General features: G+C 72.9%; 19 protein-coding genes. 8 read left to right on the plus strand and 11 right to left on the minus strand.

Annotated elements, in window-relative coordinates:
- Nucleotides 1-31: 31 nt before the first annotated feature.
- From ACIO3P_RS28655 to ACIO3P_RS28675, 5 genes are all read right to left on the minus strand, one after another.
- Entirely contained in the window at nt 32-949 is a 918-nt protein-coding gene (locus ACIO3P_RS28655; RefSeq protein ID WP_401854459.1) for an SGNH/GDSL hydrolase family protein, read from the minus strand.
- On the minus strand, nt 946-2,106 hold the full coding sequence (locus tag ACIO3P_RS28660) for a glycosyltransferase (RefSeq protein ID WP_401854457.1): 1,161 nt from the start codon (nt 2,104-2,106) through the stop codon (nt 946-948). Before ACIO3P_RS28660 ends, ACIO3P_RS28655 begins: the two co-directional genes overlap by 4 nt.
- The gene (locus tag ACIO3P_RS28665) at nt 2,103-3,221 is read right to left on the minus strand and encodes a glycosyltransferase family 1 protein (RefSeq protein WP_329828366.1); all 1,119 of its coding nucleotides are present in this window, start codon (nt 3,219-3,221) and stop codon (nt 2,103-2,105) included. The genes ACIO3P_RS28660 and ACIO3P_RS28665 overlap by 4 nt, the downstream gene beginning before the upstream one ends.
- A 163-nt stretch (nt 3,222-3,384) precedes the next feature.
- Nucleotides 3,385-4,803, minus strand: coding sequence for a HEAT repeat domain-containing protein (locus ACIO3P_RS28670; RefSeq protein ID WP_329828367.1), 1,419 nt, complete (start codon nt 4,801-4,803; stop codon nt 3,385-3,387).
- Between the two features lie 294 nt (nt 4,804-5,097).
- Entirely contained in the window at nt 5,098-5,490 is a 393-nt protein-coding gene (locus ACIO3P_RS28675) for an ankyrin repeat domain-containing protein (RefSeq protein WP_329828368.1), read from the minus strand.
- Nucleotides 5,491-5,723: 233 nt separating this feature from the next.
- On the opposite strand from ACIO3P_RS28675, the gene ACIO3P_RS28680 reads away from it, so the two are divergent.
- Nucleotides 5,724-5,918, plus strand: coding sequence for a hypothetical protein (locus tag ACIO3P_RS28680; protein WP_114627688.1), 195 nt, complete (start codon nt 5,724-5,726; stop codon nt 5,916-5,918).
- 38 nt (nt 5,919-5,956) lie between these two features.
- On the plus strand, nt 5,957-7,549 hold the full coding sequence (locus ACIO3P_RS28685; protein WP_401854454.1) for a hypothetical protein: 1,593 nt from the start codon (nt 5,957-5,959) through the stop codon (nt 7,547-7,549).
- Between the two features lie 12 nt (nt 7,550-7,561).
- Here ACIO3P_RS28685 and ACIO3P_RS28690 read toward each other — a convergent pair whose 3' ends face one another.
- Nucleotides 7,562-9,061: a PLP-dependent aminotransferase family protein gene (locus tag ACIO3P_RS28690; RefSeq protein WP_329828370.1), complete on the minus strand. Its 1,500-nt coding sequence runs from the start codon at nt 9,059-9,061 to the stop codon at nt 7,562-7,564.
- A 64-nt stretch (nt 9,062-9,125) separates the two neighbouring features.
- On the opposite strand from ACIO3P_RS28690, the gene ACIO3P_RS28695 reads away from it, so the two are divergent.
- The 4 genes from ACIO3P_RS28695 (at nt 9,126) to ACIO3P_RS28710 (ending at nt 12,652) form a co-directional block, all read left to right on the plus strand.
- Entirely contained in the window at nt 9,126-9,830 is a 705-nt protein-coding gene (locus ACIO3P_RS28695) for a YitT family protein (protein WP_401854452.1), read from the plus strand.
- A complete protein-coding gene (locus ACIO3P_RS28700; protein WP_401854449.1) occupies nt 9,827-10,606 on the plus strand; it encodes a glycerophosphodiester phosphodiesterase in 780 nt (259 codons plus the stop codon). The genes ACIO3P_RS28695 and ACIO3P_RS28700 overlap by 4 nt, the downstream gene beginning before the upstream one ends.
- A gap of 61 nt (nt 10,607-10,667) precedes the next feature.
- On the plus strand, nt 10,668-12,014 hold the full coding sequence (locus ACIO3P_RS28705; protein ID WP_329828372.1) for an MFS transporter: 1,347 nt from the start codon (nt 10,668-10,670) through the stop codon (nt 12,012-12,014).
- Nucleotides 12,015-12,277: 263 nt separating this feature from the next.
- A complete protein-coding gene (locus ACIO3P_RS28710; RefSeq protein ID WP_003959706.1) occupies nt 12,278-12,652 on the plus strand; it encodes an RNA polymerase-binding protein RbpA in 375 nt (124 codons plus the stop codon).
- Nucleotides 12,653-12,758: 106 nt separating this feature from the next.
- Here the strand turns inward: ACIO3P_RS28710 and fxsA are convergent, their stop codons facing one another.
- From fxsA to ACIO3P_RS28730, 4 genes are all read right to left on the minus strand, one after another.
- Entirely contained in the window at nt 12,759-13,340 is a 582-nt protein-coding gene (fxsA, locus tag ACIO3P_RS28715) for an FxsA family membrane protein (protein ID WP_329828375.1), read from the minus strand.
- Between the two features lie 82 nt (nt 13,341-13,422).
- Nucleotides 13,423-14,211 (minus strand): polyprenol monophosphomannose synthase, encoded by a 789-nt coding sequence (locus tag ACIO3P_RS28720; protein ID WP_329828377.1) that lies wholly within the window; start codon nt 14,209-14,211, stop codon nt 13,423-13,425.
- A 576-nt stretch (nt 14,212-14,787) separates the two neighbouring features.
- Entirely contained in the window at nt 14,788-16,407 is a 1,620-nt protein-coding gene (locus ACIO3P_RS28725; RefSeq protein WP_401854445.1) for an amidohydrolase, read from the minus strand.
- Between the two features lie 401 nt (nt 16,408-16,808).
- On the minus strand, nt 16,809-17,249 hold the full coding sequence (locus ACIO3P_RS28730) for an Lrp/AsnC family transcriptional regulator (protein ID WP_329828379.1): 441 nt from the start codon (nt 17,247-17,249) through the stop codon (nt 16,809-16,811).
- A gap of 227 nt (nt 17,250-17,476) precedes the next feature.
- Here ACIO3P_RS28730 and ACIO3P_RS28735 point away from each other — a divergent pair, with 227 nt between their 5' ends.
- Nucleotides 17,477-17,875, plus strand: coding sequence for a hypothetical protein (locus ACIO3P_RS28735; RefSeq protein WP_329828380.1), 399 nt, complete (start codon nt 17,477-17,479; stop codon nt 17,873-17,875).
- Between the two features lie 7 nt (nt 17,876-17,882).
- Here the strand turns inward: ACIO3P_RS28735 and ACIO3P_RS28740 are convergent, their stop codons facing one another.
- Nucleotides 17,883-19,055 carry an acyl-CoA dehydrogenase family protein gene (locus ACIO3P_RS28740; protein WP_401793281.1) on the minus strand — a complete coding sequence of 391 codons (1,173 nt, stop codon included), beginning with the start codon at nt 19,053-19,055 and terminating at the stop codon, nt 17,883-17,885.
- A 436-nt stretch (nt 19,056-19,491) separates the two neighbouring features.
- On the opposite strand from ACIO3P_RS28740, the gene ACIO3P_RS28745 reads away from it, so the two are divergent.
- Nucleotides 19,492-20,751 carry a glycoside hydrolase family 18 protein gene (locus ACIO3P_RS28745; RefSeq protein ID WP_329828383.1) on the plus strand — a complete coding sequence of 420 codons (1,260 nt, stop codon included), beginning with the start codon at nt 19,492-19,494 and terminating at the stop codon, nt 20,749-20,751.
- Nucleotides 20,752-20,829 lie beyond the last annotated feature (78 nt).

Below are 20,829 nucleotides of genomic sequence, written 5' to 3' on the forward strand. Positions count from 1 at the left end.
AAACGACGCAGAGCGCCCCTGTGCTGTCTGTTCACTTCCCGTTGCCCGCCGGAGCGGCGGCGAGCGCGGCGAGCGCCCCGGAGAGGGCGTGATCGGCCCTCAGGTCGAGGCGGGCGCTGCTGCCGCGGGCCCAGTGTGTGATCTCGCCGCCCGCCAGTCGCAGCAGTTCCGGCAGCAGGTCGCGGCAGCGGCGGGCCACCCAGCCGGTGCCGGAGGTGGCGAGCCAGCGCAGTGACTCCGCGCGGGTGGGTGGCGGCCGGTCGGGATCGGGGGCGGGCGGCGGGCCGAGGGCGAACCCCCGTGCGGCGAGCGCTCCGTGGAAGCGCGCCGCGATCAGGCGGTGCCCGCGCTCCCCCGGGTGCAGCCGGTCGGCGCTCCACAGCGACCGGTCGGCGACCCAGGCGGTGTCGGCCAGGTGCAGGTGGACGGTGTCGTACCGGGTCGCGAGGACGTGGACGACGGCGTTGAGGGCCCGCTGCCGCCTGGCGAGCGGCCGGGCGAGCGGGGCGGGCAGCCCGAGCATGGCGCCGGGGTCGGGCAGACAGGCGGTGAGCAGGACGGTGCCGCGCGCGGCGAGGGCGGCGCAGACGCGGTCGAGGCGCGGGGCGAGGTCCTGGATGTCGAAGGCGCAGCGGAGCGTGTCGTTGACGCCGACGACGACGGAGGCGATGTCGGGCGCGAAGGCGAGGGCGTCGGGGGTCTGCCGTTCCTCGACGTCGCGGGTGAGGGCGCCGCTGACGGCGAAGTTCCGGAACCGTGTCCTGTCCTCCCCGCCGAGCAGCGCGGCCCATCCGCGCCAGCCGCCTCCGTCCACGGGGTCGCCGATCCCGGCGGTGAGGGAGTCCCCGAGCGCGGCGAACCGCGGGGGCGCGACCGCCGGGACGGGGGTGTCGCCGCGGCGCGGGGACGGCACCGCCGCCAGGGGGGTGGGTCTCGGCCGCGGCGTCATCGTGGTGTCCCGTCCACGGCCGATGCCGTGGGCACGGCCTGGGCGTCGTGCGCCGCCAGGAAAGCCGCCACCGCCGTGTCCCAGCCGAAGAGTTCCGCCCGCGCGCGGGCCGCCGCGCGGCGGGCGTCCTCCGGGCGGGCCAGCAGGTCCTCGACGGCGTCCGCGAAGGACAGGGCGTCGTCGGCCGCCGCCCGGCCCGCGTCGCCGATCACCTCGGGCAGCGCGGACGACGCGCTCGCGACGACCGGGGTGCCGCACGCGAGCGCCTCCAGGGCGGAGAGGCCGAAGGTCTCGGCGGGGCCGGGTGCCAGGCAGATGTCGGCGGACGCCTGGAGGCCGGCCATCGCTGCGCGGTCGCCGACATGGCCGAGGAAGACCGCGGGCAGCCCCTGCGCCCTGGCCCTGCGGGTCAGGCCGGCGCGCAGCGGTCCCTGGCCCGCGACGACCAGTGAGGCCCGTACGCCTCGGCGCCGCAGCTCCGCCAGGGTGTCGAGTGCGGCGCCGGGGCGCTTCTCGACGGACAGCCGGGATCCGAGGACGAGGAGGACATCGGAGCCCCGGGCGTACTTGGCGCGCAGGGCCGGGTCGCGGCGCTGTGGCCGGCAGCGGTCCAGGTCCACGCCGAGGGGGGCGCGCACCACGTTGCGGGCGCCGATCCGCAGGAATTCGCGCTCCGCCCACTCGGTGGTGCAGACGATCCGTGAGTACGCCCACGCGCTGCGCGTGTTGAGCCGGTCGGCGGCGCGGCCGGCCGCGGCTCCGGGCACGCCCCAGGTGCGCAGCACCCCGTCGGCGGTCTCGTGGGAGACCATCACGGACGGGATCCGGTGGCGCCTGGCCCATTCGCCGGTCCAGCGCAGGGTGGTCCGGTCGGAGACTTCGAGCCGGTCGGGCGCGATCTCTTCGAGGACCTCGCGCAGCCGGCGCCGCGCCGCCAGGACGCGGTAGCCGCCGGTGCCGGGCAGTTCGGGTCCTGGCAGGGTGATCACCCGGCCCTGTTCGGTGTCCTCGTCGGAGGCGCGTTCCCCGGGCACGATCAGTACCGGTCGGTGTCCGGCCGCGCGGTAGCCGCTGCCCAGCGCGTGCAGGGCGGTGCGCAGTCCGCCGGAGGACGGGGTGACGAAGTTGGCGAGCCGTACGATCCGCAGGGCGTTCACGCGACCACCGCCGTACGCGCGCCGAGCACCTCGGCGTAGTGGCCGAGGAGCTGGTCCCCGACGGCGGCCCAGGTCCGGTCCTCGACCGCGGCGCGGCCGGCCCGCCCGTAGGCGGCGCGGAGGGCGGGCGCGTGGGCGAGTTCGCGGACGGCCCCGGTGACGGCGTCCGTGTCGTGCGGGGTGACGAGGAGGCCCGTACGGCCGTGGTCCACGAGGTCGAGCGGTCCGCCCGCGGCGGGGGCGATCACCGGGACGCCGCTGGCCATGGCCTCCTGGACGGTCTGGCAGAAGGTCTCGTAGGGGCCGGTGTGCGCGAAGAGGTCGAAGGAGGCGAAGGTCCTGGCCAGTGCCTCGCCGGTGGTGCGGCCGAGGAAGACCGCGCCGGGCAGGGCGGTGCGCAGGGAGGTCTCGCTGGGTCCGTCGCCGACGATCACGACGCGGACGCCGGGCAGTGCGCAGACGCCCGCGAGGAGTTCGACGTGCTTCTCGGCGGCGAGCCGGCCGACGTAGCCGACGATCAGTTCGCCGTCGGGGGCGAGCCGGCGCCGTAGCGCCTCGTCGCGCAGTTCGGGCCGGAACCGTACGGTGTCCACGCCCCGCGGCCAGAGGCTGACCCGCGGTATGCCGTGTTCGGCGAGGTCGGCGACGGCGGCGCTGGACGGTGCGAGGGTGCGGTCGGCCGCGGTGTGCACGGCCTTGAGCCGGCGCCAGGCGGCGGCCTCGCCGGCGCCCACGTAGGTACGGGCGTAGCCGGCCAGGTCGGTCTGGTAGACGGCGACGGCGGGGACGCCGAGGCGGGCGGCGGCCGTCATGCCGCGTACGCCGAGGACGAAGGGGCTCGCGAGGTGGACGAGGTCGGCGCGGTGGGCGGTGATGGCGGCGGCGATCCGGCGGCTGGGCAGGGCCACGCGGACCTGCGGATAGCCGGGCAGCGGCAGGGAGGGCACCCGTACCACGGGGCACGGTGTGTCGGTCTCGTCGTCGCCGGCGACGGACGGAGCGATGACGAGGGGATCGTGACCGCGCGCGGCGAGGTGCCGGGCGGTCTGGAGGGCGCAGTGGGCCACGCCGTTGACGTCGGGCGGGAAGGATTCGGTGACGATGACGACACGCATATCCGTGTTGTCGTCGTACCGAGCGTGTCCCTGCCAACGTGGATCTTTCCGCGTGGGGAACGTCCTGTGAGCATTGGAAGCGGGGTGTTCCCCGCACCTGCCGGAGACGCGCCGGACGTGGTGTGTGGGCGCCCTCACACCACGTCCAGGTGTTACGGCGCGTTCACCGGGCCGCCGCGTCCGGGCCCATCCGGTTGCGTACGGCGGTCTGGACCTCGGCCTCCTCGGCCGGGTCGGCGGCCAGTCGCCGCAGCCGGTCGGCCACCCGTACGTCGCCCGTCTCGGCGTGCAGCGCGGCGATCTCCCGCGTGGTCTCCTCGCAGTCCCACAGGCATTCGACGGCGAATCCGGTGGCGTACGAGGGGTCGGTGGCGGCGAGGGCCCGTGCCGCGCGGCCCCGGAGCTGGGAGGACGCGGTCTCGCGGTAGACATGGCGCAGTACGGGCGCGGCGCAGACGATGCCGAGGCGGCCGGTGCCGTCGACGAGGGTCCACAGCCGGGGCGAGTCGGGGCCTTCGGCGCGTACGGTCTCGCGCAGGGCGCCGAGGACCAGCGGGGTGTCCTTCGTACCGCCGCGGCAGGCGAGGACGCCGGCGGCGGACGCGCCGAGGGGGTCGGGCCGGTGGATCCAGCCCCGGGCCCGGTCGACGGCCTCGTCGCCGCACATCCGCTCGAAGGCGGCGACCGCGGCGTCGGCGACGGCGCGGTGCGGGTCGCCCGCCGCCGCCTCGATCAGGTCGAGCACGGCCGGGTCGCGGGCCTCGGCCAGGTAGTGGAGCGCGGCGCAGCGCGCCCCGCCGGGGCCGTTGCGGGCCGCTTCGACGATCAGGGGGCGGTCGCCGGGTCCCGCGACGGCGGTGAGACAGCGGGCCGCGGGCAGGTGGAGTTCCGTGCCGCGTTCCAGCCCCTGCTGGGCCCAGTCGAAGACGGCCTGGACGCTCCAGCCGGGGCGGGGTCCGCTCGGCCGCATCTGGCGCTGCCAGCGGTCGAAGGAGCCCTGTTCGCCGGCGGCTCGGATGCGGGCGCCGACCGTGGGGCGCGGGTCGTCGGCCCAGAGTCGCCAGGGCCGGGGCTCGAAGGCGTCGCGCACGGTGGACGCCAGTTCGGCGTCGCCGTCGGGGGTGACGGGGAACCGGGCGAGGACGGGGTCGGCGAGGGCGCGCAGGCCCGTGTCGTCGTCGCGCAGCGCCAGTTCGTCGAGCGCCCAGGCCCAGTTGGTGCCGGTCGCGGTGTAGCGCCGGAGCAGGTCGAGCGCGTCGTGCCGGCCGTAGGAGGCGAGGTGGCCGAGGACGGCGAGCGAGAGCCCGGTCCGTGACTCGTCGGTGTCGACGTGGTCGTCGGCGCGGAAGAGGTGGTCGTCGATGGCGTCGAGACCGCCGTGGATGTCCAGATAGAGACGGGCGTAGTACAGCGAGCGGTTCTCGACCTGCCAGTCGTGGCGCGGGTCGTTCAGCACGCAGTGGTTGAGGGCGGCGAGCGCCTCCGCGCGGGGCGCGGCGAGCGCGTGCAGTGTGCCGTCGCCGCGGCCCCTCTGCAACAGGCCGAGCAGCGTGCCGCTCGGCGCTATGACTGGATCGAACATGGGGAAAGCCTCACATCAAGCTGTCGACGCAACCGGGGGGTGTGGTGCCGAAGCCCTCTCGGACCTGACCACGTCCGTATGCCTCTTCCAGCAAGCTCCGCCTCGTCGGGGGCAGACATTGCCGGTCGCGGCTCTAGACAGTGCGGCAACATGATCGGCCGTCCGTTGTCGTCTTCTGCCTAACGCAGACCATCTGTCCTGCCTCTCGTCGGTGGCCCTCCGTGGGCCCGTCGTCATGATGACCCAGCCATTTCGCCACCGCGACCACATTTACGACGCTGTCCGTCACGACGGTCACCGGGCCCCGAACAGCTCCAGAAGATCCACCTTCCCGAACATGCGCGCGGTATCCACCGCGGAGGGGTTGCCGTCGGCCGGATCCGCTCCCCCGGCCAGCAGGGCGCGGATGATCTCGTCCTCGCCCTTGAAGACGGCGCCCGCGAGCGGGGTCTGACCGCGGTCGTTGACCCGGCCTGCCTCGGCGCCACGGGCGAGGAGGGCCTCGACGGCCGCCAGGTGTCCGTGGTAGGCGGCGAGCATGAGGAGGGAGTCGCCCCGGTCGTTGGTGAGGTTGGCGGGCACCCCGGCGTCGACGTAGGCGGCGAGCGTCTCTGCCTCGCCCGTCCGGGCCAGATCGAAGACCTTCGTGGCCAGTTCGATGACCTGGGGGTCGGGGGTTTCACTCATCGGTGGGGGCCGCCTTCCGGGATGTCTGTGCGGAATGAACCGACAGGTTACTGCCCGGAGCCGTAAGAGGAAGCGGAGAGTCCGGACAGTCCGGCGGCGGGGTGGTTGCCCGACATGAGCCAGTGCAGTGAAATACTTCACATTTCACTCATTTGCACCTTTTATCGCATAGATACTTTTCGTGATCCTGGAAGAACTCATGGTGACTGTCCCCACAAACCAGGAGAATGCTCATGATTCTGTCCATGTCCGGCGTCGTGCTGCTCGGAATCATCGTCTTCCTCTTCTTCCGGAAGGACGGACTCAAGGCGTCGCACGCGATCGTCTGCGCGCTCTTCGGCTTCTACCTCGCGGGGACCGCCATCGCCCCGAGCATCACGGCCGGCGGCGCCAGCCTCGCCGGCCTCCTGGGCGGGATCAAGTTCTGACGCCCGCCCATCCCTTCCGCACCCCACAGGAGACAGACGTGGCCCGGCTCCCCCTCACCCACCTGCTGCCCAGCGGCGGCGACCGGATCGCACGCGGGCGGGAGATGGCCCGCACGGCCGCGGACGGCGCCACCGACGTGCTCCATCCGCTGATCACGATCGTCCGCGGACTGCGGATGATGGCCGCCTCGGGGCGCCGGAGATGGGCGGGCATGCCCAAGGAGCGGCGCGGTCCCGCGCTGTTCCTGACCGCCGCCTGCCTCCTGCTGCTCGCCCTCGTCCCGTACGGGCCGCCGCTGACCCTGATCACGGTGATGGGCGTGGCCGGATGGAAGGGACGGGACCGCCCGCCCGTGCCGACCGGGCCCGACGAAGCGGAGGTACGGCGCCTCCAGTCGCTCTACGAGGCGCTCGTACCGCACTTCGCCGTGCCCGAGGACCCGAGCCCGCTCTTCGCCCACGGCGGCGCGTGGAGCACCGCGTTCGCCGACCACGCCTTCGACGGCGACGGACGGCTCATCCGGCTCCAGGTGGCCTACCCGCCGTACTTCCCCGACGGCGAGCCCGCCGAGCGCGCCCGGATCGAGCAGCTTCTGCACGCCAAGTCCGGGCGCGGGCGCGAATATCTCTTCGACTGGGACGAGGAGGGCAACCGGCTGCTGATGACGGTCCTGCCCCCGCTCCCCACCGACATCGCCGCCCAGCGTTTCGTCACGGCGCCGGGCGAGAGCGTCCTCGGCTTCACCGACGACGGCGCGGTGCCGCGCACCGTGCCCGTGGCGACGGACACCGGCCACCGGGACGCGCCGCCGGTGGTCTGGCGGACCGGGGCGCGCTCCACCGAACCGCATCTGCTGGTCGCGGGCCGTCCGGGCAGCGGCGCCACCGGGCTGCTGCGCTCGCTCGCGCTCCAGGCCCTGCCGTACAGCGACATCCTGGTCGTGGACGGCAGCGGGACCGGCGAGTTCGCCGCTCTGGCCGGGCGCAGGGGCGTGCTCGCCGTGGAGTGCGGGCTCGCCGGGGCGCTCGCCGGCCTCGAATGGGTGGCGCGCGAGACCGAACGGCGGCTGATCGAGGCCAACCGCGCCCGCCAGTCCGGGCACCCCGCCCCGGAGGACACCCGTCGTCCGCTGTGGATCCTGTGCGACCGGCCGGGCGTCTTCGGCCATCTCGCGGCGGCCGCGGGAAGGACCGATCCGCAGGACCTCCTCCAGGTACCGCTGCGGCACGGCCGGGCCGCCCGGGTCACGGTCGTCGTCGCCGAACACCTCGACGCCCTGGACATGCTGAGCCAGGACGTGAGGACGCACACCCGCGCCCGGGTCGTCCTCGGGCCCGCCGCGCCCGCGCAGGTGGAGGCGGTGCTCGGGGTACCGCCGCACACCACGCCCACACCGGACGTCCCGCCCGGCCGGGGGTACGTACGGCTCGGCACGGCCCCGGTGCTCAGGCTCCAGGTCCCGGCCACGCCCGACCCGTACGACGAGGCGACGGGCGAGGCGCACCGCCGCGCCGTGCTGGATCTGCTGCCGCCCCGGCAGGACACCCAGCAGGCGTACGAGCGGGTCCCCGGGCAGGAGCCGGAGCGCACCGCCGGGCAGGTCCCCGCCCCCGTGGCCGCCGAGGGCTGACCGCGCCCGCCGTCAGGCGACGAAGGTGCGCGGCGCGTCGGTGCCCGTGGCCGCGCCCGTCTCCACCAGGCGCGCCGCCGCCGCCAGCCGGGCCGCGGCCTCCACGGCGACCGGGCCGCCGACGGTGAACGGCAGCCGTACGTACCCCTCGAACGCCCCGTCGACCCCGAAGCGGGGCCCCGAGGGCACCCGTACCCCGACCCGCTCGCCCATCTCGGCCAGCCGGGAGCCGGAGAGCCCGCCGGTGCGCACCCACAGGGTCAGCCCGCCGTGCGGTACGTCGAACTGCCAGCCGGGCAGTTGCTCGCGCACCGCCGCCACCAGCGCGTCCCGGTTGTCGCGCGCCTGGGCGCGGCGCAGCGCGACGGCCTCCTCCCAGCCGCCGGTCCGCATCAGCCAGTTGACGGCGAGCTGTTCCAGCACCGGGGTGCCCAGGTCGGCGTAGGCGCGCGCCGAGACCAGGGAGCGGATGACGTCGGGGGCGGCGCGCACCCAGCCGATCCGCATCCCCGCCCAGAATGCCTTGCTGGCGGAGCCGACCGTGAGGACCGTGCTGCCCGCAGGGTCGAAGGCGCAGACCCGGCGTGGCATGGCCACCTCCGGGTCGAGGCGCAGCTCGGACATGGTCTCGTCGACGACCAGGACGGTGCCCGCCGAGCGTGCCGCGTCGACGAGCCCGCGCCGCTGGTCCTCGTCGGCCAGCGCGCCCGTCGGGTTGTGGAAGTCGGCGACCACGTAGGCGAGCCGGGGCGCCGCGTCCCGCAGCACCTGGCGCCAGCGGCCGAGGTCCCAGCCGGTCAGCCCCTCGGCCATGGCGACGGGCACCAGCCGGGCGCCCGCCTCGCGCATGAGCTGGAGGATGTTGGCGTAGCTGGGCGACTCCACGGCGATCCGTTCGCCGCGGCCCGCGAAGAGATGACAGATCGCGTCGATCGCGCCCATGGCGCCGGTGGTGACCATGATCTGTTCGGGCATGGTCGGGACGCCCAGCGCCGTGTAGCGGTCGGCGAGCATCTGGCGCAGGGCCGGGAGTCCCGCCGGGTAGTCGCCGTGGGTGTGGGCGTACGGCGCCAGTTCCTCCAGCGCGCCCCGGACGCCCCGGGTGAGCCAGGGCTCGGGGGCCGGCAGCGCGGCCGTGCCGAGGTCGATGACGGAGCCGAGCGACTCGGGCGGCAGGGGTTCGAGGCCGCGCGCGGGCAGCGGGTGCCCCGTCGGTACGGCCGTCCAGCTTCCCGCGCCCCTGCGGGACTCCAGGAAGCCCTCGGCGCGCAGCGCCTCGTAGGCGGCGGCCACGGTCGTACGGCTCACGGAGAGGGCGAGTGCCAGCTCGCGTTCGGCGGGGAGGCGGGCGGCGACGGCGACGCGGCCTTCGAGGACGAGCAGCCGGATGCCGTCGGCGAGCGCCCGGTAGGCGGGCGGGCGGCGGCTGCCGGGTCCGGCGGGCCGGGGCTGCTGGGATTGGAGCTGCCGGGCGAGTTGTGGCGCTCCGACCGCCGAGGTCCACTGCACCATGGAAATCAGTCCACCTTCCCGGAATTGGACCTGGTTGTCCTCTGCTTACCCGCCACAGAGTGACATGCATCAGTCCACCATTGCATCAAAGGACGGCATCGTGTCCATCACCTCCGGTCTCCGGACCCCCCATCTGACCCGCCGGCTCTGCCAGCTCTACGTGGGTCTCGCGCTGTACGGCGCGAGTGCGGCCCTGCTGGTGCGCGGGGGCCTGGGGCTGGAGCCGTGGGGCGTGCTGCACCAGGGGCTCGCCGAGCTGACCGGGCTCTCCATGGGGGTCGTCGCGATCATCGTGGGGGCGGCCGTGCTGCTGCTCTGGATACCGATCAGGCAGCGGCCGGGGCTGGGCACGGTCTCCAACGTCTTCGCCGTGGGGCTGGCGATCGACGCGACGCTCGCCCTGGTCCCCGAGGCGCACGGGCTGCCCGCCAGGATCGCGCTGCTGGTCGCCGGGATCGTGCTCAACGGGGCGGCCACCGGGCTCTACATCGCGGCCCGGTTCGGCCCGGGGCCGCGGGACGGTCTGATGACCGGGCTGCACCGGCTGACGGGCCGCTCGGTGCGGCTGGTCCGTACGGCGATCGAGGTGGCCGTCGTCGCCACCGGGTTCGTCCTCGGCGGCTCGGTGGGCATCGGTACGGTGGCGTACGCGCTGGCCATCGGGCCCCTCGCCCAGCTCTTCCTGCGGGTCTTCGCCATCCCCGCGGCGGACAACGGCAGCACGGTGGTCGCCACAGGGTCACCGGAAGGCGCCATACTGCGGCGGTGACGCGCGAACTCCACCCCTATCTGGTCCGGGCCGGCGCGGGCCGGGCGGGACCCATCCCCTTCGCCCATCGCGGCGGCGCCGCGGACGGCCTGGAGAACACGGCCGCCGCGTTCCGCCGGGCGGCCGGGCTCGGCTACCGCTACTTCGAGACCGATGTGCACGCCACCTCGGACGGCCGGCTCGTCGCCTTCCACGATCCGACGCTGGACCGGGTGACCGATGCCCGGGGCAGCATCGGGGAGCTGCCGTGGCACGAGGTGCGCCGGGCCAGGGTGGCGGGCCGTGAGCCGCTGCCGCTCTTCGCCGAGCTGCTGGAGGAGTTCCCCGAGGCCCGCTGGAACGTGGACATCAAGGCGGCGCCCGCCCTGGTCCCGCTGGTCGAGCTGATCCGCGCGACCGGGAGCTGGGACCGGGTGTGCGTCGGCTCGTTCTCCGAGGCCAGGGTGGCGCGCGCGGCCGGCCTCGCGGGCCCCCGTCTCGCCACCTCGTACGGGGTACGGGGCGTGGCGGGCCTGCGGCTGCGCTCGTACGGGATCCCCGTCCCGGTGCGTGGCGGCGCCGTGTGCGCACAGGTCCCCGAGACGCAGTACGGCGTCCGGGTGGTGGACGAGCGCTTCGTACGGACGGCGCACGCCCGGGGCCTTCAGGTCCATGTCTGGACGGTCAACGATCCCGCGCGGATGGAAGCGCTTGTCGATCTCGGCGTGGATGGCATCATGACTGATCAACTGGAAACGCTGCGCTCGGTGTTGACCGCACGGGGAGCCTGGCAGTAGTGCTCGTGTGGGCACCGGCGGCCGGGTGCGGCGTCCGCACGGGGAGAGCGAGGCAGCGCGGGTGACCGCTGACACGGTGGAACGGGCCGACGGGGCGAGTTCCCTCAGGCGTGAGCAGCACGGCTGGTACTTCTACGATTTCGCGTGCTCGGTCTATTCGACGAGCGTGCTCACCGTCTTCCTCGGCCCCTATCTGACGTCGGTGGCGAAGAACGCGGCCGACGCCGAGGGTTTCGTCCATCCGCTGGGCGTTCCGGTGCGCGCGGGCTCGGTCTTCGCGTACGCGGTCTCCGTCTCGATCGTGGTGGCGGTGCTGGTGATGCCGCTGGTGGGCGCGGTGGCGGACCGTACGGGGCGCAAGAAGCCGCTGCTCGCGGCGGCGGCGTACGTCGGGGCGACGGCCACGACCTGCATGTTCTTCCTCGACGGGGACCGCTATCTGCTGGGCGCGCTGCTGCTGGTCGTGGCGAACGCGGCGCTGGCGGTCTCGATGGTGCTCTACAACGCGTATCTGCCGCAGATCGCGGATCCGGACGAGCGCGACGCGGTCTCCTCGCGGGGCTGGGCCTTCGGCTACACCTCGGGCGCGCTGGTCCTCGTCCTCAACCTGGTGCTCTACACCGGGCATGACAGCTTCGGCGTCTCCGAGTCGACGGCGGTACGGATCTGCCTGGCCTCGGCGGGGCTCTGGTGGGGCGCCTTCACACTCGTACCGCTGCGGCGGCTGCGCGACCGCGCGGTGGAGCGGCCCGGCGAGGGCGCGGTGGGCACCGGCTGGCGGCAGCTCATGGCCACGCTGCGGGACATGCGCCGCCATCCGATGACGCTCGCCTTCCTGCTCGCCTATTTGATCTACAACGACGGCATCCAGACGGTGATCTCCCAGGCGTCGATCTACGGCTCGGAGGAACTGGGCCTGGATCAGACGACCCTGATCACCGCCGTGCTGCTGGTCCAGATCCTGGCGGTGGCCGGCGCGCTGGGGATGGGCCGGATGGCCCGGGTGTACGGGGCCAAACGCGTCATCCTGGGCTCGCTGGCCGTCTGGACGCTGATCCTCGCGGCGGGGTACTTCCTGCCCGCCGGGGTGCCGGTCGCGTTCTATCTGATGGCCGCGGCGATCGGTCTGGTCCTGGGCGGCAGCCAGGCGCTGTCCCGCTCGCTCTTCTCGCATCTGGTGCCGAGCGGCAAGGAGGCCGAGTACTTCTCCGCGTACGAGATGAGCGACCGGGGGCTGAGCTGGCTGGGGCCGCTGGTGTTCGGCCTCGCGTTCCAGCTCACGGGGAGCTACCGGGATGCGATCATCTCGCTGGTGGTCTTCTTCGTGATCGGATCCGTGCTGCTGGCGCGGGTGCCGGTCAAGGCGGCGATCGCCGCCGCGGGGAACCCCGTACCGGACCGGATTTAGACGTTGAAGTGAAAGGGCGGTAGTGTACGCGTTTGGCCTGCCAGGCGGACCGTTACTGCGTACTCGACCAATGAAATCGCTGGGTGACATCTCCTGTTAGATGTGACAAACCGGGCGCCGGTGGGTACGCAACCCTTGATAAGCAGCGGCACGACGGACGAGGCACGCCCGCAACGGGAATCTTTACCGCCGACCGAACGTTGACCGGATGACGACGACAGCGACACCTGTCCTGTGGGCGACAAGCCCGGGAGGCACGATTCATGAGTGAGCGAGCTCTCCGCGGCACGCGACTCGTGGTGACCAGCTACGAGACGGACCGCGGCATCGATCTGGCCCCGCGCCAGGCGGTGGAGTACGCATGCCAGAACGGCCATCGATTTGAGATGCCGTTCTCGGTAGAGGCGGAAATTCCGCCGGAGTGGGAGTGCAAGGCGTGTGGCGCCCAGGCACTCCTGGTGGACGGGGATGGCCCCGAAGAGAAGAAGGGCAAGCCTGCGCGCACGCACTGGGACATGCTCATGGAGCGGCGCACACGCGAGGAGTTGGAGGAAGTGCTGGCCGAGAGGCTGGCGGTCCTGCGCTCCGGCGCCATGAACATCGCTGTGCACCCTCGGGACAGCCGGAAGTCCGCCTGACCCCGTAACGCGCCGCACACGACAAGCGCACAACAGCACACGCCGCGGGCCGCGTCACACGAACTGTGTGACGCGGCCCGCGGCGTGTTTCGTCAGGTCCGTACGGTCAGGGGGTGAGCGGCGGGCGCGGGCCCTCGTCCTCGGGGCGCGGGCCCGGCGTACCGTCCTCCTTGATGACCTCGCCCTGCACGACCTTGCCGTCGGGCTGACGCATCCGGGCCTGCTGGAAGGCGTCGCCGAGGGTGCCCGGGGCCGCCGCGCGCATCCGGCGCTCCAGCGACCGTTCCGCGTACCGGCCGAGCGTCGTCCGTACGGGCGGCAGGAGCAGCAGCAGGCCCAGTACGTCGGTGATCAGCCCGGGGAGCATGATCAGCAGGCCGCCGAGCATGAGGAAGCCGTTGCCGGTGGAGCCGGTGGCCTCCTCGGACGGGGCGGCGCCGGGGTTCTGCTGCCGCTGCAGGGTCTCCGTGAGGTTCCGGAACGCGCGGCGCCCGGCGCTCTTCACCACCACGGCGCCGAGCACGACCGCGCCCACGAGCAGCAGCAGGACGACGAAGCCGCCGGCGGCCTCCGCCACCACGGTCAGCAGCCAGATCTCCAGCACCAGCCAGACGGCTACGGCGAGGGGGACGAGGGTGCGGGCGCGTGAGCGCTTGGGAACGGGCCGGGGCGATTGCGCGGTCGTCATGCTTCCAGTGTGCCTGGGCGCGGACCGTTACGGCGTACGGGGGCGGGCCCTGACGATCATGAGGACCCGGACGGCGGGACGATCAGGCCGCGGGGCCGGACGGCCCGGCGGGTTTGCGGCCCAGCAGCCGGTTCGCCCGGGACTCGACGCCCCAGGCGGTGACCCGCCAGAGCGCCTCGACCAGGATGTCCTTGCTCATCTTGGAATCGCCCAGCTCACGCTCGACGAAGGTGATGGGCACCTCGACCACATGGCAGCCCGCCTCGGCAGCGCGGCGGGCCAGATCGACCTGGAAGCAGTAGCCCTGGGAGGAGACGTCGTCCAGACCGATCTCCTCCAGGGTCTCCTTGCGGAAGGCCCGGTAGCCGCCGGTGACATCGCGGAACGGGACGCCGAGCAGGACCCGTGAGTAGGTGCTGCCGCCCCGGGAGATCATCTGCCGGGTCCTGGGCCAGTTGACGACGCGCCCGCCCGGCACCCAGCGCGAACCGAGCACGAGATCGGCGCCCTTGAGCGCGGTCAGCAGACGGGGCAGCTCCTCGGGCTGGTGGGAGCCGTCGGCGTCCATCTCCACGAGGACCCCGTAGCCGTGCTCCATGCCCCAGCGGAATCCGGCCAGATAGGCGGCGCCGAGCCCTTCCTTGCCCTTGCGGTGCAACACCTTGACCTGGCTGTCCCCGGCCGCCAGCTCGTCGGCGATCTTGCCGGTGCCGTCGGGGCTGTTGTCGTCGGCGATGAGGATGTCGGCCGCCGGTACCGCGGCGCGCACGCGGGTGACGATCGGCGTGATGTTCTCGGCCTCGTTGAAGGTCGGGATGATCACCAAGGCTGTACCGAGCGGGCCGTACCGCCTCTGGCCACCGTCGTTCACTGCTGCCCCTTCATCGCCGTACGCAGACGCCCCAGCTTAGCGAGCGGACAGGGGCCTCCGAGCACGACGGTGGCCCGGTGTCGGACGAGTTGACCGGTGATGTCCGCAGATGACGGAAGGAACCGCCGATCCGGCGCCCCGCACCGGGGCGTGAACGCACGGAGGCACGCACTGCGGACCGGGACCCGGCGTCCTTCGGGCCGACCTGGGACCCGCTGGCTGCGGGTCGACCGAAAGCCGTTGTCTACTGAACGCCGGGGCCCCGTCCGGGTCGCACCTGCCGGCCGGCGGAAACCTTCCCTCGCCCCCGAGACGCGGGCGCTGGACCTGGCTCCCAGTGGTGGTGCGCCGGTGCGGCACACCGCCCCATGGCCCAGCGGCGTTCGACGACGTGCGTGGAGGTTGCCGGACGGACGTCCTGTGGTGGACCCGGCCGAACCTACCCGCCGGTGGAGGCTCACTGTCAATACCCATTTGACCTGCGATGTTGACCAGAAACACCAGGTCAGTACGGAAGATCCGCAGGTCGCGGCAGAGGCCGGGAAGCATCGGTCGGCGGTACGAAATGTCCCTACGTCACTCGTTCGGGCTCACGAACACGGTATGCCCCGCGACAACGGTCCGCAGACATACGGGCAGCGGGCGCCCCGGCGTGAGATCCGGCAGGCCCGGCGTCCCCGAGCGCGGATCCGTGGACCAGCGCGCCACCCGGTCGTCGGGCGCCTGGACCACCAGCTCCTCGGTCCGCCAGAGCGCGTAGTCGGCGGGGGCACCCGGCACCAGCGTCCCCGCGTCGTCCCGGCCGACGGCCCGCCAGCCGCCCCGGGTATGGGCGGTGAACGCGGCCCGTACGGAGATCCGGTGGCCGGGAGTGCGATGGAAGGCGGCGGCCCGCACGGTCCCCCACGGGTCGAGCGGGGTGACCGGACTGTCGGAGCCGAGTGCCAGCGGCACCCCGGCGCGCAGCAGCGCCGCGTACGGGTTGAGGGTACGCGCCCGCTCGACGCCGAGCCGGCGCGCGTACATGCCCTCGTCGCCGCCCCAGACCGCGTCGAAGGCGGGCTGGACGGAGGCGGTGAGCCCGAGTTCGGCGAAGGCGGCGACGGTCTCCGGGGTGAGCATCTCGGCGTGTTCGACACGGTGCCTGGCCGCCCGGATCCGCGCCAGGCCGAGCCGCTCGGCAGCGGCCCGCACCCCGGCCACCACAGTGCTGATCGCGGCGTCGCCGATGGCGTGGAACCCGGCCTGGAGCCCGGCCTCGGTGCACGCCGCGACATGGGCGGACACCGCGGCGGCGTCCAGGTGCGCGGCACCGGTGTGCGCGGCGTCGGCGTACGGCTCGTGCAGGGCGGCGGTGTGCGAGCCGAGCGAGCCGTCCGCGAACAGATCACCCGCGGCGCCCGCCGCCCCCAGCTCCCGGACGCGCCGGGCGCCCTTCTCGTCGCCGACCTGCTCCGCCCAGTAGCCGTGGATCCGCGGCCCCGCCTCGTCCCGGGCGAGCGCCAGCAGCGCGGTGAAGTCCTCCTCGTCGGAGATCTCGGGCCCCGCGCACTCGTGGAGCGTGCCGATCCCGAGGGAAGCGGCCCGGTCCCGGGCCGCACGCTGCGCCTCGGTGCGCTGACGGCCACTGACGGCGCCGTGGGCGGCCTCGCGTACGGCGTGGTGGGCAGAGGCCGTCAGGGGCCCCTCAGGGCGGTAGCCGGCCAGGGAGGTGACGCCGGGGACCAGATCGAGCAGGGCCGTGGTCACGACGGCCGAGTGCACATCGACCCGCGGCAGATAGAGCGGCCGGCCACCGGCCGCGTCGTCCAACTCGGCCCGCGTGGGCGCCCGCCGCTCGGGCCAGCGCTCGGCGTCCCACCCGTGCCCGAGCAGAATCCGCTCGTCCGGGCGCGCGGCACTGTGCGCCCGCACGAGCGCGAGCGCCTCCGCGAGACTGGCGGCACCGGACAGATCCAGCCCGGTGAGGGCGAGACCGGTCGCCGTGGTGTGCACATGGGCATCGGTGAACGCGGGCGTGACGAGCACGCCGTCCAGATCGACCACCTCATCGGCCCCGGCGACGAACGAATCGGCGGCACCCTCGGATCCCACCCAGGAGACGTGGCCTCGCTCGACGAGCATCGCGGTGGCGAAGGGGTCGGCGGGGCTGTGGACTTCTCCACGGCGCAGAAGCACGGTGCGGTGGTCACTCATGACCACCAGTCTGCCTGCTTTTTTGGAGGGCTCGGTTCGCCTCCGGGGCGCCCCTCTTTTTTTGAGGCTCGGTTCGCCTCCGGGGCGCTTTAAGTCGGCGCCGACGGTTGACCGTGCTCGGTTTGCTCGTTCCTCACAAACCTGCGCGCGCTCGCCCTTACGGCGCCGACGCGCCCCTTTGGCTCACTCGCCACCAGGGTCGGGCGCACCCCGGGGCCGGCGAGAGGGTTCCCCGGTGCAGGAATCCTCGGCCCGACTGCGCGCCTGGCCGGCGAGTGAGCCGAAGGGGCGCGCCGCTGTCGAAAGGGAGAGCGCGCGCAGGCCCCGAGGAACGAGGGGCCGAGCACGGTCGACCGTCGACAGTGGCATAAGGCGCCCCGGAGGCGAACCGAGCCCCAAAATCAAAAAGAAGGCGGGCGGGATTCGTAGGGGGTGGAGAGGACCACCGTCGTGCGGGTGGAGACGCCTGCCAGGGAGCGGATCCGGGTGAGGAGGTGTTCGAGTTCCAGCGGGGTGGGGACCCGGACCTTGAGGATGTAGTTCTCGTCGCCGGCCACGCTGTGGCACGCCTCGATCTCCGGGATGCCGGAGAGCCGTTCCGCGATGTCGTCGGGGGCGCTGGGGTCGAAGGGTTTGACGGAGATGAACGCGGTGAGGGGCAGGCCGACCGTCTCGGGGTCGACCACGGCGGCGTAACCGCGGATCACTCCGCGCTGCTCCAGGCGGCGTACGCGCTGATGTACCGCCGAGGTGGACAGGCCCGTGGCCTTGCCCAGGTCGGTGTAGCTCATCCGGCCGTCCTTGACGAGCAATTCCACGATCTGACGATCCAGCTCCTCCATGTGGATCAACCTATTGCCCCGGGGGCGTTCCGGCACAGTCGGGCCGGTGCCGCGGCCTGGCGGAGGGGCCGCTTCCGCGCGCATCTGCGGCTGGCATGTGACGAAGACCACATACCTGTGGCCGGGTCCGCCGAGACCTTACGGTTACCTGGCGCGCGCGACGGGAAGTGCTTGCTGTGGTCGAGACCACAGCAGCCTGGTCGGCCCATCCGAGGGGGAATGTCTCCATGCAGAGCCTGAAGCACGCCGGACGTACCGAGCCGGTCCCCGTCGACCTCGACGAGAGTGACGAGATCGACTCCTACGACACCTTCGAGATGTTCCGGGTCGTCTGCCCGGACTGCGTGCAGCCGATCGCGCTGCTCGCCGACGAGGACACCCTGCCGGAGCACGCGCTGTGCCCGACCCCGTGGAACCCGTTCGTGCTGTCGGTGTGTGCCGGTACGGGCCGCGCCGCTTCCGAGGCGCGGCCCGCCGACTCGTCGTACGAGGCCCAGGAGCAGGAGACCGGGCTGCTGCTGACGCTCCCCCAGGGGCTCGACTGGCGTACGCAGCCCTTCTCGCACGTCGGCGGCCCGGGCTCGCGCCCGTTCAAGGTGCCGACGATGCAGCGGGACGCCGCCTGAGGTTCCGTCAGCGGGTCTCCGGGCCCGCGAGATGGCGTGCGATCACCATCCGCTGGATCTGGTTGGTGCCTTCGACGATCTGGAGCACCTTCGCCTCGCGCAGATAGCGCTCCGCCGGGAAGTCGGCCGTGTAGCCGTAGCCGCCGAGCACCTGTACGGCGTCGATGGTGACCTGCATGGCCATGTCGGTGCAGAACAGCTTGGCCATGGCGGCCTGTTGGGAGAAGGGCCGTCCCGCGTCGCGCAGCCGCGCCGCGGCGAGGTAGAGCGCGCGTCCGGCCTCGATGCGGGTGGCCATGTCGGCGAGCAGGAAGCGCAGCCCCTGGAAGTCCGCGACGGGCCTGCCGAACTGCCGCCGTCCGGTGGCGTATGCGACGGCCTCGTCCAGGGCGGCCTGGGCGACGCCGACGGCGCAGGAGGCGATGCCGAGGCGTCCCGAGTCGAGCGCGGAGAGGGCGATCGTGAAGCCCTGTCCCTCTTCGCCGACCCGGCGGTCGTCGGCCACGCGTACGCCGTCGAAGTGGAGTTGGGCGGTGGGCGAGCCCTTCATGCCCATCTTCTTCTCGGGCGGGGCCGCGTTCAGTCCGGGCGCGTCGCCGGGCACGAGGAACGCGGTGATGCCGCGCGGGCCGTCCGCGCCGGTGCGGGCGAGGACGGTGTAGAAGTCCGCGACGCCGCCGTGGGTGATCCATGCCTTGGTGCCGGTGAGGACCCAGTGGTCGCCGTCCCGTACGGCCTTCGTGCGGAGCGAGGCGGCGTCGGAGCCCGAGGCGGGTTCGGAGAGGCAGTACGCGCCGAGCAGGCCGCCGCCCAGCATCGCGGGGAGGAGTTCGGTCTGCTGGTCCTTGCTTCCGTAGCCGGCGAGGGCGTGGCAGGAGAGGGTGTGGACGCTGACGCCGAGGCCCACGGTGAGCCGGACGGCGGCGAGCTCTTCGAGGACCTGGAGGTAGACCTCGTACGGCTGGCCCCCGCCGCCGAGGGCGGTGTCGTAGGGGAGGGCGAGCAGGCCGGAGGCGGAGAGCAGACGGAAGACTTCGCGCGGGAAGTGCCCGGCGTCCTCCTCCTCGGCGGCCTTCGGGGCGATCTCCCGCCGGCTGATGTCGCGTACGAGGGCGACGAGGTCCTGGGCCTCCTCGGTGGGCAACAGACGGTCCACCGTTCGCGGGGCGCGGTCGGACATGGCGGCGCTCTCCTCCCTGTCGGGCGCTGCGGCGGTCGCGCGCGGGGTGTGGGCGACGCCGCCTGCGTGGGGTCCGGGGAGGCCCCCCGGACCCTCGTCCTTGCCTCAACGATGCTGCCCTTCCGGATCGCGGCAGGGTTTGATCAGTAGCTGTGGCGCGTCGAGTATGCCCGATCGGGGGGCCCGCGTCACGGGTCGGTGATCACTCACCGGGCGTGGCCCGGGGTGGTCGAAGGGGGTGGCGAACGGGGCCCGGGGCGAGATCGGATTGGTCCGAACCATTGACCCCAGTGGTCTAGTCCTTCTAACGTCCCCTCGTGAAGCCCGCTTCACCGGTCCATCCCAACACGCCTGACATCTCTGCCCAGTCGGCGCCATGGCAGGCCCTTCCCCCACACCAGTGCTTCCTGCTTCCTCTCCCCCACGAGGAGACTTCATGCTCAGGTTCCACCGTTCCCGCACCCGCTTCCGGGCGCTGACCGCCGCCGCGTGCACCGCCGTTCTCGGGGTGACCCTGCTCTCGGGGGCGGGCACCGCCGCGGCCGGCGAGACCTCCCCCGCGCCGTCCGCGCCCGCTGCCGCGCCGGCCGCGGCTGCCGGGGACAAGGTCATCGGATACTTCACCAACTGGGGTGTCTACGACCGTAATTACCACGTCAAGAACATCGAGACGTCCGGCTCGGCCGGCAAGCTCACGCACATCAACTACGCCTTCGGCAATGTCACCGGCGGCAAGTGCGCCATCGGCGACTCGTACGCGGACTACGAGAAGGCGTACACCGCCGACCAGAGCGTGGACGGCGCCGCCGACACCTGGGACCAGCCGCTGCGCGGCAACTTCAACCAACTGCGCAAGCTCAAGGCGATGCACCCCGGCCTCAAGGTGATCTGGTCCTTCGGCGGCTGGTCCTGGTCCGGCGGTTTCGCGGAGGCGGCGAAGAACCCGGCGGCGTTCGCGCAGTCCTGCCGCGCCCTGGTGGAGGACCCGCGCTGGGCCGATGTGTTCGACGGGATCGACATCGACTGGGAGTACCCGAACGCCTGCGGGCTGACCTGTGACAGCAGCGGCCGGGACGCCTTCAGGAACATGGCGGCGGAGCTGCGGGGCGCGTTCGGCTCCGACCTGGTGACGGCGGCGATCACCGCCGACGGCACGGACGGCGGGAAGATCGACGCCGCGGACTACGCGGGCGCCGCGCAGTACCTCGACTGGTACAACCCGATGACGTACGACTTCTTCGGTGCCTTCGCCGCGCAGGGCCCCACGGCCCCGCACTCGCCGCTGACCTCGTACGCGGGCATCCCGACGCAGGGCTTCGACTCGGACACCGCGATCTCCAAGCTCAAGAGCCTCGGTGTCCCGTCCGAGAAGCTGCTGCTGGGCATCGGTTTCTACGGGCGCGGCTGGTCCGGCGTCTCCCAGGCGGCGCCGGGCGGCACCGCGACGGGCGCGGCGCCGGGGAAGTACGAGGCGGGCATCGAGGACTACAAGCTCCTCAAGGACCGCTGCCCGGCCAACGGCACGGTGGGCGGCACCGCGTACGCCTTCTGCGGCGATCAGTGGTGGAGCTACGACACCCCGGCCACGATCGCCGGGAAGATGGCGTACAAGGACCAGCAGGGCCTGGGCGGCACCTTCTTCTGGGAGCTGAGCGGCGACACCGCGAACGGCGAGCTGATCAAGGCCATCAACTAGTCAGGGCCATCGACCGGAACGTGGCAGACCCCGGGAACGCGCCGGGGGCGGGGCGCCCGATCGGCCCCCGCCCCCGGC

The organism is Streptomyces sp. NPDC087310 (assembly GCF_044744405.1).
GTDB lineage: Bacteria > Actinomycetota > Actinomycetes > Streptomycetales > Streptomycetaceae > Streptomyces.

Coding starts and splice junctions, on each gene's coding strand:
- ACIO3P_RS28690 (WP_329828370.1), bottom strand. CDS start 9,061: ATGGTGCAGTGGACCTCGGCGGTCGGAGCGCCACAACTCGCCCGGCAG.
- ACIO3P_RS28735 (WP_329828380.1), top strand. CDS start 17,477: ATGCAGAGCCTGAAGCACGCCGGACGTACCGAGCCGGTCCCCGTCGAC.
- ACIO3P_RS28670 (WP_329828367.1), bottom strand. CDS start 4,803: ATGTTCGATCCAGTCATAGCGCCGAGCGGCACGCTGCTCGGCCTGTTG.
- ACIO3P_RS28710 (WP_003959706.1), top strand. CDS start 12,278: ATGAGTGAGCGAGCTCTCCGCGGCACGCGACTCGTGGTGACCAGCTAC.
- ACIO3P_RS28680 (WP_114627688.1), top strand. CDS start 5,724: ATGATTCTGTCCATGTCCGGCGTCGTGCTGCTCGGAATCATCGTCTTC.
- ACIO3P_RS28675 (WP_329828368.1), bottom strand. CDS start 5,490: ATGAGTGAAACCCCCGACCCCCAGGTCATCGAACTGGCCACGAAGGTC.
- ACIO3P_RS28655 (WP_401854459.1), bottom strand. CDS start 949: ATGACGCCGCGGCCGAGACCCACCCCCCTGGCGGCGGTGCCGTCCCCG.
- ACIO3P_RS28665 (WP_329828366.1), bottom strand. CDS start 3,221: ATGCGTGTCGTCATCGTCACCGAATCCTTCCCGCCCGACGTCAACGGC.
- ACIO3P_RS28725 (WP_401854445.1), bottom strand. CDS start 16,407: ATGAGTGACCACCGCACCGTGCTTCTGCGCCGTGGAGAAGTCCACAGC.
- ACIO3P_RS28745 (WP_329828383.1), top strand. CDS start 19,492: ATGCTCAGGTTCCACCGTTCCCGCACCCGCTTCCGGGCGCTGACCGCC.
- fxsA (WP_329828375.1), bottom strand. CDS start 13,340: ATGACGACCGCGCAATCGCCCCGGCCCGTTCCCAAGCGCTCACGCGCC.
- ACIO3P_RS28740 (WP_401793281.1), bottom strand. CDS start 19,055: ATGTCCGACCGCGCCCCGCGAACGGTGGACCGTCTGTTGCCCACCGAG.
- ACIO3P_RS28730 (WP_329828379.1), bottom strand. CDS start 17,249: ATGGAGGAGCTGGATCGTCAGATCGTGGAATTGCTCGTCAAGGACGGC.
- ACIO3P_RS28695 (WP_401854452.1), top strand. CDS start 9,126: ATGCATCAGTCCACCATTGCATCAAAGGACGGCATCGTGTCCATCACC.